The organism is Hwanghaeella grinnelliae, from assembly GCF_004005845.1.
Taxonomy (GTDB): Bacteria; Pseudomonadota; Alphaproteobacteria; order UBA8366; family Aestuariispiraceae; genus Hwanghaeella; species Hwanghaeella grinnelliae.
In genome coordinates, this window is the sequence record NZ_SADE01000004.1 from 384,212 (window position 1) to 396,029 (window position 11,818).

Annotated in this window: 11 protein-coding genes; 7 read left to right on the forward strand and 4 right to left on the reverse strand. The window is 54.5% G+C overall.

What is annotated here, in order from left to right; all coding sequences use genetic code 11:
• Positions 1 to 73: 73 nt before the first annotated feature.
• Together EOI86_RS24995 and EOI86_RS22665 are read right to left on the reverse strand one after the other, a co-directional pair.
• Positions 74 to 418: an excalibur calcium-binding domain-containing protein gene (locus EOI86_RS24995; RefSeq protein WP_420810104.1), complete on the reverse strand. Its 345-nt coding sequence runs from the start codon at positions 416 to 418 to the stop codon at positions 74 to 76.
• A gap of 995 nt (positions 419 to 1,413) precedes the next feature.
• Complete coding sequence (locus EOI86_RS22665; RefSeq protein ID WP_127767965.1) at positions 1,414 to 1,707, reverse strand: hypothetical protein; 294 nt, start codon at positions 1,705 to 1,707, stop codon at positions 1,414 to 1,416.
• An 80-nt stretch (positions 1,708 to 1,787) separates the two neighbouring features.
• Between EOI86_RS22665 and EOI86_RS22670 the strand changes: the two genes are divergently transcribed.
• The gene (locus tag EOI86_RS22670) at positions 1,788 to 2,285 is read left to right on the forward strand and encodes an antitoxin Xre/MbcA/ParS toxin-binding domain-containing protein (RefSeq protein WP_127767966.1); all 498 of its coding nucleotides are present in this window, start codon (positions 1,788 to 1,790) and stop codon (positions 2,283 to 2,285) included.
• Positions 2,282 to 2,782, forward strand: coding sequence for an RES family NAD+ phosphorylase (locus EOI86_RS22675; protein ID WP_240035790.1), 501 nt, complete (start codon positions 2,282 to 2,284; stop codon positions 2,780 to 2,782). Before EOI86_RS22670 ends, EOI86_RS22675 begins: the two co-directional genes overlap by 4 nt.
• 69 nt (positions 2,783 to 2,851) lie before the next feature.
• Here the strand turns inward: EOI86_RS22675 and EOI86_RS22680 are convergent, their stop codons facing one another.
• Together EOI86_RS22680 and EOI86_RS22685 are read right to left on the reverse strand one after the other, a co-directional pair.
• Positions 2,852 to 3,598 carry a hypothetical protein gene (locus tag EOI86_RS22680; protein ID WP_127767967.1) on the reverse strand — a complete coding sequence of 249 codons (747 nt, stop codon included), beginning with the start codon at positions 3,596 to 3,598 and terminating at the stop codon, positions 2,852 to 2,854.
• Positions 3,599 to 5,158: 1,560 nt separating this feature from the next.
• Complete coding sequence (locus tag EOI86_RS22685) at positions 5,159 to 5,467, reverse strand: helix-turn-helix domain-containing protein (protein WP_240035791.1); 309 nt, start codon at positions 5,465 to 5,467, stop codon at positions 5,159 to 5,161.
• Between the two features lie 65 nt (positions 5,468 to 5,532).
• Between EOI86_RS22685 and EOI86_RS22690 the strand changes: the two genes are divergently transcribed.
• From EOI86_RS22690 to EOI86_RS22710, 5 genes are all read left to right on the forward strand, one after another.
• Positions 5,533 to 6,060 (forward strand): hypothetical protein, encoded by a 528-nt coding sequence (locus EOI86_RS22690; RefSeq protein ID WP_127767968.1) that lies wholly within the window; start codon positions 5,533 to 5,535, stop codon positions 6,058 to 6,060.
• Positions 6,061 to 6,367: 307 nt separating this feature from the next.
• Positions 6,368 to 6,799 carry a hypothetical protein gene (locus EOI86_RS22695; protein WP_127767969.1) on the forward strand — a complete coding sequence of 144 codons (432 nt, stop codon included), beginning with the start codon at positions 6,368 to 6,370 and terminating at the stop codon, positions 6,797 to 6,799.
• Positions 6,800 to 6,947: 148 nt separating this feature from the next.
• Positions 6,948 to 9,050, forward strand: coding sequence for an AAA family ATPase (locus EOI86_RS22700; protein ID WP_161973961.1), 2,103 nt, complete (start codon positions 6,948 to 6,950; stop codon positions 9,048 to 9,050).
• A gap of 168 nt (positions 9,051 to 9,218) precedes the next feature.
• Entirely contained in the window at positions 9,219 to 10,712 is a 1,494-nt protein-coding gene (locus tag EOI86_RS22705; protein WP_127767971.1) for a methyl-accepting chemotaxis protein, read from the forward strand.
• A gap of 56 nt (positions 10,713 to 10,768) precedes the next feature.
• Entirely contained in the window at positions 10,769 to 11,794 is a 1,026-nt protein-coding gene (locus EOI86_RS22710) for an OmpA family protein (RefSeq protein ID WP_127767972.1), read from the forward strand.
• Positions 11,795 to 11,818: the final 24 nt, after the last annotated feature.

Sequence of the window (11,818 nt, forward strand, 5' to 3'; positions counted from 1 at the left end):
AAGGGTTTTCCATTCGTCTAGTGCAGATGCCTTCAATTTCGATCCGCGTCCGGACCGTCCCCGCTACCACGCCTTATCTGTATTCTTCGCACGCCAATCCGTCGTTGTCGCGATCGTGTCGGTCATAGTATCCGGGTGCGTTACGGCGTGCCGGCGCCAGGCCGACGGCATTCGCATGTGCGCAGTTGGGGGCGGCTGCGATGTGGCGAAGCAGAGTACTCACTGCCCAGCCGCGGGCATCGGCTGCGTGCAACGTCCCTGCTGCCGCAAAACACAGAAGCGCAACAGCTGCAAACATCTTCCACAACTTTCCGACTGGGAAGGGAGAGCGCGGCAATGCCTTTGCTGTGACGCGGCTAAAACGCCGCCTCAATTGTTCGGCGTGGTGGTCTGGATCGTTTGTCTTGAAACCAGCCATATGTTCGGACTCAGTCTTCGGGGTTCGCTAGTTGTTAAGTGGCTTGGATTTTCCGTGCGAGAGATTTCAAACCTAGTTTTGGCTAAATGCTGTTCAATCTTGGCCGAGGTGGTCTCCGGCCGAAACAGAATGAACGCTCTTATGTCACGTTCGATCCGGGCCGGTAATCACATTGGCGGAAACTTAGTTGAGGTCGGCATTGGACCAAGCAAATCAGGACTGCGACACTGAGAAGGCCGCCGGAACGAAATGCCGTAATTATCTTTGAATTTCCGCGAGGTTTTCCGGTCCTATCTGACCGGGCTCGGACTTCACTTGCCGAATATAGTATAGTGGGCCTCTATTTTTGGCAGTTCTAGAGGGAGTTCCGCCCGAAGGGCGCGAAAAAAGTAGGATCAACGATCCGTCATGTGTGTTGGGTGAATACGTTCCCCTGAAATGCGGTAATGAAGTATTGATTTGTCGTATGACAAGGAGCTTCAAAAGCTAGACGTTTGACGTCTGATGACCTCTGATGACCTATAATTTTTCGGCCATTAGCACGGAATAACAGCCGCTTGAAGGCTCGAAAAATTGCGAAATTCATTATTATTTATTTTCTATTTTTTCCGATCACGTAAGTGCCTGCCTTAGCTCACTTTTGTGCGAAAAAATTATATGCTATCAAGTGCCATAAGGTGCCGTGACATGCCATGAGGTGCCATAAGGTGCCGTGACATGCCATGAGGTGTCATAAGGTGTCATAAGGTGTCATAAGGTGCCAAAACTTGTTACCTCAAACTTTGATCTCAGACGGCATTTCAATACTCCACTACCGTTTCGTAGTGAAATGTAATCACCCAACACACACGACGGATCATTTTTCCTAGTTTTTCGACCCCTTCGGGAAGAGGGCACTGAAAAATAACAAAAAATAGTGCATCTTAGTGCATCACTAAAGGGTTCAGCCCTTTATCTGGCCAGAGACGACAGAAAACTCCTGTAGAAATTCAAAATTAATTATCGGGTTTTTCCGTTTCTGGAGGCTTTCCCAGCCAATCGCGGTTCAACCTATTCAACGGCCAAATTATCTCGGTCATTTCCATCGCGCCGTAAGCGAAGGAAGCGGCTTTTCGAAGCATGCGCATTTCATGATGAGGGAGGGTCGAAGGTGCCTGGAGGGTAACAATCGATTCAACGCGCGAAAAATGCCGAAAGATGTCTCCCTTGATGTGGCATGGTTCCGTGCTGGTGTGTATTCGGCTATCATCGCGGATGAGTTTGAGGAGCATGCGGGGAAGATTGATCATAGACCTTGCGATCCGGGCGGATCGCAACAAAAGACATAGTGAACAAGGACGTGCCGAACTAAGTATTTGTGGAATGTTTGATGAAGAACGAATTGCCTAAGGTAGCCACAGAAGCTCAACAGGAACTCGGCGAACGCATCAGGGTCGCGCGCAAGGCGACCGGGCTGACGGCAGAGGAGTTCGCCCGCAGGTTCGGTGTGACCTCGAAGACCGTCCGCGACTGGGAGAAAGCGAGACGCGTTCCCCGCGCCAATCAAATCGTCATGATGGCGGGCATGCTGAATGTCACCGCCCCCTGGCTGCTGGAAGGGCGTGAGTATGAACCGGATTGGCACGAGTATGAATACGTGGATGAAAATGATTACTTGGAAATAGAGTTGGAGCGCAGGCCTCTCCTAAAGGAACTCTACGAAAAGGCCAAAGAGGTTTTCCAGAACGAAAGTAAGGCTAAGGAGTGGATAGTCTCGCCCGCCTTGGCACTCTCCGGCCAAAAGCCCATCGACCTTGTCGCTACTGAACATGGGGCAGAGATGGTCGAGGACGTGCTCACGCGACTTGAGTACGGGGTTTATACGTGATCCTGGACGCCGGTGGAAATCCTGAAACTCTCTCTGTCGCTTGGCGCATGGACAGACTGCAGCACAAGAACACATGGGATTCTGGCGAAGGCGCGTTTCTCGGCGGCGGCCGCTGGAACACCAAAAATGTTCGCGCGGTGTATTGCGCCCTCGACGCGGCAACCGCGATTCTGGAGGTCACAGTTCACAACGGTTTCGATGACCTCGACTCGGTCCCTCGCATTATGACAAAGCTGTCACTGCTGGAGGCTTCGTCGATCTACGTATTAAGGTCGGATGACGTCCCGAATCCCAATTGGCTCGTACCAGCTAATCCAACGCCAAACCAGCAGCAATTCGGCAATGACCTCCTAGCGAAACATGGGGCGTTCTACGTGCAGAGCGTGGTCTCGAAGCACTCGTGGAATCTTGTCTTCCTGGCAGGTGAATTTGGTGAATATAGCTTGGTTTCGCAGGAGAAGTTTGCCCTGGACCCGCGTTTTGTGGTCTCGATTTGACTGGGTGTCGTAATGCGCGCCGATGTTCGGAACGAAGGCAACGCATCGCTTTTGCTGCCATCAGCCAGATCAATGAAGCGCAGCATCGTCCGAATTGTGTAGCGGGCAGGCTGGGCAAAAGCTCGCCATCTCTGCATCACTCAGCCCGGAAACGCGCGCCAAAAGCGAATATAATTGCTCCTGGAAATAAGCATTCACTTCCTCAATCGGATCACGCACCCTGAAAACAAAGTGGTCGTCTAGATCGACACCAAAAATGTTCAGGGGGTCCGGAAGTACGCGGACGCCATAATACGAGATCAGGCGCGATTCCACTAACTCGGGTTGGTGCCCAACAGATGCGCCGTAGCTTTTCAGTAGGCATTGAATGCTCAGAACATCTCGAAGGATCGAGCGCTTTTTCCCAGAATCGAACTCCCCATTGCCGCGCTTGAGTTCGTAGGCCCGCAAAGTCTTAACGCGTCGGTCGAACACGAACGCATCCACCTGAAGGGTGCGGGCGCCTGGCCGGTAGGGCATCTCAACTGGCAGCGAATTGCCTATCTCGGAGTTCCGGCTACTGACGACGTGGTCAACTTCGGACGGGATCTGAAACTTCGGCTCATGCCAGACGGTGAAGTAGTCACAGTCCGAAAGACGTTCCCTCAAAGACCGTTCCAGTATCGAGCCATGCCTCTTGTAGGCCGCACTAACGATGCTTGTAGCGCGTGAGTAGGTTTCCCCTGCGATAGGGTCGATGCGGAACTCCTTCCGCTCCAGGCTCGCTATGGTCTTGTCCACATGCGGCCGCATTCTGTCGATCAATGCTTCTGGCATATCGACACCTAGAAGTTATCTTGAATGGACTCAGCCCAGAAAGACGGAATAGAGTCAAGTTGTTGGCGAGGTTCAGGTTGAGGCCAAAGGTAGCGCGCATCCTCATGAAGTTTCAGGCGGGCCGGCAAAAAGTTTGCGCTATCAACACTAGTCGACCGTTCCCGGACGGCATGGGGAGTACCCGGCAAATGGCAATCTTCTATGATATGCGACAGTTCAACCCAGCGGGCCATGTTTCAAGAGCAGCGACAATGCCTCGGACATCGGTTCGTATCAGTCTATCAAAACAGCAATTGAACTGTTGCACTAAGAAGACGCCCGACAACTTCATGGCCGACATGTTCGAGCGATCGATGACCCTTATGGGCCCAATCTGGTGTCCAGATTGCGGACATCTAGACATACCCACACCATCTTGCGATTGGCAAATGCATTGTGAATTTGGGAATGCAACTGACGTCGCAATATTAAGACAAGGGGCAACACTCCAATGGCTGGATGCGAGTACAGCATTTAGTTTCATTCTCCAGGGCAACTTCGATCTGCATCTCGATCTGCGCGTACAAGAACTGGACCCCAATATTGTAGCCACGCATTTCGAAGGACATTCGGTTCTTGTATAATTTGCGCACTTGAAGTTGCGCTGGCTAACGCGGAGCACGGTCGCTGGCCTTTTAATCTCGGCTGCGCTGCCTCAGGTGCGCTACTCCTCCAACCCCATACGCTCATCTATGAGAGTACCCGTCCGGTGAACCCGCCCGCCAACGATACTCGCGGTAGGGCGGGTTCACCGGACGGGTACGTTTTTCTATGCCTAAAGCCCCTAAAAAGAGGCGTGCCAAGTATGCCCCTCGAGGTGGAAGACGTATTCAGGTGACACTGTCAGAGGACCTTCTTGGATCCGTCACGGAGGCAGCTGAGATCGCGAGTGTCACTCAGTCACACTATATCGCCCGTCGGCTGCAAGATGCGTTTGATCGCGACCAGCGCCCTGGCGATTTGAATGTCGACCATTTGCTCAAGGGCATAGAAGCTCTTTTTGAAAAGTACTTGGGGGGTGAGGTCTGTGGTCGAAGAAAGAGCGGTGGTTGGAGGCGAATGGACCAGACCGACCAATCCGAGCTGACTATGGACATTCTTACGGCAATGTCAGGTCTGCAAGTTCAGGTGTCTCGGTTAGCAGAGTCAGTTCAGGATTTGGCCCTTGCGCAATCTCAACTCCAGCTTGAGCTTCGACCTGCTCATGCTCGTACGGCGAAAGGGCTTCCTCCCATTTCAGGGCAGAATGCTAGGTCAGTTTCCACTCAACAAAAGTCAGGTCCGGAGCATTCGCGCACCGAGCCTGAACCGAGTTTCAAACCATCTTTCTGAGTCTTTCCAATTTGTAACGTTGTCCCTCAAGTGTGGTGATCCTCTCGCCCACGGGGACTGTCGTCCGGCACCGACAGTGCAGCTTCATCGCTTTGGATCTGCGCAACGCTCTGCATTCTCCGGCAATCATTCAGAGTGCTTTAGAAACCTTGCGAGAGTGTTTGCTCGCCTTGGCTCTGACAAACCTGACTATTCATTGTTCCGTTGTCCAGGTGGGTGTCGAAATCTGACTCCTTCACCGGCACTATCAGGTCCGATGAATATTATGCCGGCCTCTTCCAACGCCGTTTGAACAGCTTGCAAATTCTTAGCTGAAGCGGATGGAACACCTTTGGCTAGTTCCATCCGCCTGATGGTCGCAACCCCCAGACCACTCTGTTTCGCTAACGCATCAGCAGAGAGTTTTAGCAGGGTGCGTGCTGCTCGAATTTGATCAGATGTAATCATATTATTATCACAAACGATATCAATGATCTTTCCTTTGAGGTTCGCTGCCATATATATGTGATATGGACGTTATCAATATCGATAACGAATTGTCGTAAGTTTGGAAAGGTCATTTAATGAAATCAAGCCAAAAAATCCATCCCCAGTTGGCGAGCAAAAGTACCCATGCCGTCGCTTTCTCCGCTGACATTCCTACGGTTCCCGCAGCCAGTGTTATCCGCGAGAACCCCGAACGACAATTGCGCGTCGCCCTCACCAGCACCCTTGGCGGCGGCCGCCGCGGTCGGTCGGAATGTGCTTTGCCGGCGATTGCGATCCGTGAAGGCTCGATCGAAGTCGAGGACGTTATGGTGGGATATCGTCCGTCCGTGCCGTCTGATGTTCTTCACGAACTCGTCGATGAACCGGTCTGGGGGCAGGAGAGTGATGAGCACCGCCGGCTGAAACTGCACGCCCGCTTGCTGGCGTTGGCGATCGACCCCTCTTCGGATCTCGAGCCGGAGGCTTGCCTGGGACAGATGCCGTCCGCGAAGCGCGTGGACTTGCTCGCTATCTCGGGAAGCGGGGCCCTGACCGCGTATGAATGTGGAGCATCGATGGGCGCAAGATCTGCCGTCTCTTCGATGACGGTGTCGTGCGGATAATCGTTCTCCCGTTCGCTGGCCTAAACGACCCGCTCTTCATGCGCGGCTGGTGCTTCAGTCTTAAGGGGACATCCCCAATCGCGCCGGTATCGCCGGACAGCGTCAGGACCGCCTGGCGCACTCTTCAAGACAATCTCGCGGGCTTCCCCGTTCCGACCCGTTAAACTGAGGAGAAGAGCTTATGATTTGTTCCATTGATCGTCCCGTAACCGTTGCTGATCTCATGGAATTGGGGCAGCAGCGTGGTTGGCCAAACAACGACCTCTCATATTGGATCGGGCGAAGGCCTAAGGATTGCGCAAACTACGTGCAGGACGACAGAACCCATCCTGGCGCCCTTGTAGATCACGACGTCGCGCTCGTGGTTCGGTGGCTGGACCGGTTTCCAAGCTCAATGATGCCTCAGACAGGAGTGACTCCGGGCGACATGCTGCTGCGCCTCCGTCGTCACCTGCCCGGTAAGAGGATGAGCGCCGACTGGTTTGCCACGGCCTTGGGGCGTCACCCTTCCATTGGGTCGCGATGGTGCCGAACCAAAGCGCTTCCCCACCCAACGGTTCGCAGGGCAATTGCCCTGATCGATGATCCCGACCCTGAGGTGCTCTGCGCCAATTGGAATACATGGTGCGAACACGCAGTCCTGGAAGCCGAACTCCGGGGGACGCCGGACCTTCGGGCCTCACTCCAGTGGAATGCATGCCGGTTCCCAGGCGCCGAGCAGGTGGGTGAGGCCGCATAACAGTCCCAAGGGAACCAAGTTCCCCTCGAGGCGGACTGAACGCGCACAACCAGCAACCCTACAGAGATGAAACCCTGCCAACGGAACGGCGCCACAGGCCGGCTCCGAACGGGCGAGGAGTCTCTGAAACAAGACAGGAATCATGCCCATGACCCACACGACAGAAACCTTGCCTGCGATCGATAACGTCGATCCGGAGATCGCCAATGACCTTGGTTACGATCAGGTCGACCCTCTCGACGAGCCGCCCGGCGAAGAACCGTTCCAGCGGAAACTGCAGCGGTACAAGCTGCGCATTCTGCGGAGGCTCTTGTCTCATGCCGCGGGCGAACAGGCCCTTTCCGAAATCGTTGCGGCTAAAGGAGCCTGCGTCCTGGTCGTCCTGCCGCGCGAGTGGACGGAGCAGTATGAGGCCGGTATCAGTTGGCTGCTTCACCCCGACCGAACTCAGGATGATATCGCCAAACTTACGGCCAACGCCCGGTACTACTCGTCTTCCAGGCTGATCAAGGACGACCAGGAGACTGTCGACCGTATCGCCGAAACGATCGAACAGGCCGCTCGCAACGGACGTGTAGCCTTCAAGGTCCATAAGGGAACGATTGATGAGGTGCCTTCCTATCTGAAAGCGATTTTCCGGTATCAACTGGTCCTGACGCCATTCATCCCGGATGTCCTGGAGGACGTCCTCGAAGACCTCACGGGTTCGGAAAAGCCGTCCGGTCTGGGATGGCCCGATCTCAAATACGTAACGCCGGATCATATTGCGATGGCCGCGGCGACAGCGGCGGACCCATGGGAAATCTCCGATTTTCTTCGGGCCGCCGGAGAAGCCGGGGAGAAGCGCTTCCGGGAATTGATCGAGGATCTTCTCAGGTCTCGGCGTCGTGGGGCAAAGGCGGGGCCTGAGCCGATCTATCCAACCTTGCGGCTGGAAACCTTGCACGGCATGGACGAGGCGCGTGCCTGGGCCGAAGACCTGATCGAGGATCTCACCGCCTACAAGGCGGGTGACCTTCCATGGTCTCAGGTAGACCGAGGCGCTTTGGTCCATGGTCAGCCGGGGGTGGGGAAGACGATCTTCGCCCAGGCGCTTGCCGGCAGCGCAGGGTTGCCGCTCATTCTCGGCTCGGTCATGCGGTGGCAGTCAGCAGGGAAAGGGTATCTCGGTGACTGCCTTCAGGCCATGCGTGCCTGCTTCCAGCAGGCCATCGACCATGCGCCCAGTATTCTCTTCATTGATGAGGTCGATGGTTTCGTCGACAGGGACAGCCTGAACGGGAACGGGCACGAATACTGGCGCCAGGTGACGAATGCGCTTCTCGAGCTTCTCTATGGCGTTGAGGGTAGGGAAGGCGTCGTTGTAGTCGGCGCTTGCAACAACCCGGCAAAGGTAGACCCCGCGATCATCCGTTCCGGCCGTCTCGACAGATCGGTCGAAATCCCCTTGCCGGACACGGAAGCACTTAAGGGCATCCTGCGCTATCACCTCGGCAATGAACTGGACGGCGAAAACTTGACGCCAATCGCGCGGATGTCGCAGGGCTCGACCGGGGCTGACGTTGAGCGCTGGGTGAGGGGGGCTCGGCGGCGAGCAAGAAAGGAGAAGCGCCCTGTAGCGATCGAAGACCTTCGCGCAGAGACAGGCCCTGTCCTTCCCGACTACGTCCTCAAGAACCGTGAGGTCACGGCGGTTCACGAGATCGGGCATGCAATCCTCTACGAACTGGCCTGGCCGGGCATCGTGGAAGAGGTGCGCCTGCTCGACCGGCCTGTGAACGGCGCCTGGGGATGGACGAAGCTGAAAACGAAGGTTCCGATGATGACGCGGGATGACGTCGAAATGAATCTTGTCTGCCTGCTCGGCGGCCGGGCCGCTGAAGTGTTGTTCTTAGGAGAGCAAATGTCTGGCTCTGGATTGGGTGGGCACAGCGATCTGGGACGGGCTGCGATCGCAGCTGCGCTTGGAGAGATCGAATTCGATGAGAAACACCGTTTCGTGCATTTGGCATGCGCATCGCCCGAAATGATCAGCGAGAGGCTGACAAGAGATGGGCGCCTACATGAGTTGGTTCAGGAAAAACTGATTGTAGCAATGGAGACGGCGCAACGGGATTTGCAGATGTGCAGCGAACAATTTCAGGTCTTAGAGAAGACGTTGCTTGATCTTGGGCGTTTGGACGGGGCCAATTTTGTTGTTTTAACGAACAGCTCACCCGAGAGAGCTTTGCATACAAGGGTACCCTGCTGATTTAGCGATGATGTTGAGAAAATCCACTAATGAGGGATACTTTGATGTTCGTAAGTGGTCACACGGATCATGGCCGAATGATTGGTGGGCCGAACGTCGATTTTGGGGAGAACCATAGAAAATGACCAAACAAAGTCAGACTGCAATTAATTGCCTGCGTCCAACGCCATGACAATTGGGGAATTTTCTGTTGTCGTCGGCGATGAAGCTGGACGGCTTATACTGGCTCTAGCGAACTTAATTGTCGCGGACCATTGGCCAGGCCTGATCAGCGTACTGTTTCTTGCCGCAGCCGCGTTTGTTGGCGGCCTCATTTGGTATCAATCGAGAGCATACGCCGTTGCGTATTCAAGAGCGCGTTCCTCAATCGTAACGTCGCGGAAGAGCCTGCAGAATCTCGACTTAACAGATATTGAAGCACGGCTGAATGCCGAGAAGAGTGGAGCAGCAAGAAAACTTGCAAACGCATTCAAGGAGTTCCGAGAAACTCTCGTGGTGGTTGGTCGAGGTGATTCTACTGAGATACGCAATTCAATCAGGCCATCGGCATTCCTGAACGCGGATGAACTAGGCTTCTCATTGAAGGCTTATCGATTCTTTCCCGGGGTATTTGTTTCGTTCGGTCTGTTCCTGACGTTCTTAGGACTTGTAGCAGTACTTTCGTCTACGGCAGACATATTGCCTGACGGACAGAGTGCCGACCAGTCTGCCACAATGAATGCTTTGCGCGTTCTGCTCGCGAAAGCGTCTGCGAAGTTCACAATCTCGCTGACTGGATTGCTCTGCTCTATCGCGTTGAACATTTGGCTGCGAAGCCGAGTTCATCGAATCGAGAAAGAAGCGGACGCGCTTGCAGTAGAACTCGAACGCCACATCGACTTCATCAGCCTTGAAGGTCTCGCCGAACAGCAACTCCGAGCGGTCAAAGATCAAACAGCAGATATGAAGGCGCTCATAACCGAAATGACCGTGAAATTGTCCGAACCGCTCAACAAGGTTTCGGAGAGTTCAATGGAGAACATCGGTGTGTTGGTAAAGGAATTAGGCAAAGACCTGACATCGGGACTCGGCAAATCACTTGAGTCGGTCTCTGGCAGGATTGACGCCGCTGCGACCGCACTTGGATCAGTTGGCGCCAGCTTGGAACAAGCCGCGCAACACTTTGACACCTCATTGAAAGAGTCGACGAGTTCGTTGGATGCATCTGTCCGCCGACTTGAAGAGGTTTCCCAACAGTTAACAGTGGCGGGCCAAACGGTCAGCGAAGCAACGCCAGCGGTTCTGGAGTCCATCAAGGAAACGAACGCTCATAGCCTCAAGGTCGCGGAAGGGGCGGCGACGATGGTCAATGCCGCAAAGTCGACCATTGCTGAGGAAAGGGAAACCGTCACCCAAGCAATGAATACCATCCAAGAACTGATCAGGTCTTTTGAGAGCCGCGCTGCTGCCTATGACGGACAACTTGAGAAGGCGTTTCAAACCTATCAGGCTGAGGTCGCGAAAACTATCGACCGACTAGAATTGCATGGAGACGGGGTCCAAGAGCGCTTCGCCGAGGCGCTCGGCATTCTTCAAACCGTGATTGAGAATGCGAAGCCCTTTGAGCCTGAAAGTGGAACGCAAGCAAGTGGTTTGAACGCGTCTAGTGAGGCCACGGAGTGAGACATCCGTTTCGACGCCAACGTGTGGAAGAGGAAGAAGAGTCCGTCTTCATATCGATGACGGACATGACTGTTGGGTTCCTGTTCATTGTCATCATCCTTCTGGCCTTTTTCGCTACCCAGATTACGCCGGAAGATTCGGTCCCCAAACGGCTTCTGGACGAAAGGGACGACCAAATCGCCGTCCTCCAGCAGCGCTTGCTGCTTTTCAAGGATCTGATTGATCAGGTCGATCAGGATGCCATTGGCAGCATTCAACAGCGAATTCTGGAGCTCAAACGCGAAAAGCGTGAAGCACTCGAGAAACTGCATCAACGGGACGCTATTCTTGCGCTTTTGCGCGAGGAACTGGGGGCCGGTCCGAAAGACGACCTTCATCGCAAAGTTCTCGAGCTGCGGGCAGAAATCGATCGTTTGCACGAGTTGTTGCGCGAGAGTGATACGGAGAATCCCATTGCCCGTTACAATACCCTTGCTGCTGTCGATTTGGCTGCTTTGCTGTCGCGCGTTCGCACGCGGGTCAAGAAGCTCGATGAGCAGATCGATATCCAGATCTCACGTAAACAGGATGCCTTGCAGTTCAGGGGGGACGGTTTGTTCGCCCATGCTAGTGACGAGCCCTCCAGTGCTGGGCGCGAAAAGATGCGTCGGATAGCAGAGGTTTTGGGCGAAGAGATTGGGTGTTTTACCGTTGGCAGCAGCGCCATGAATGAAGTTTGCAATCCAAACGCGGTGGCGATCGACGCAATACAGATTGAAGGGCATACCGATAGCGACGGCGCAGATGTTTACAACATGGGGCTTGGCGCTCGCCGGGGTGCATCGATCTATTCGGTCATGCTGTCGGAGCATCCGAGTCTACTCGATTTCCATAATATCCAGGGACAGCCTGTTCTGTCCGTAGCGAGTTATGGTGAAGGGCGTCCAATTGCCGATGAGGATTTGGAAGGCGGCAAGGACGCTAATCGCCGAATAGACATTCGATTCATCATGTTCGCTCCGGTCCGGGAGGAGGACATTCCGCTCAGTGTCGGTGATCTTGTGCGAGTCCGAGACCTGTTAGCAGGGAGGACAGCACGGTGAGCTTGGCCGACCTTCTCGTCCTGC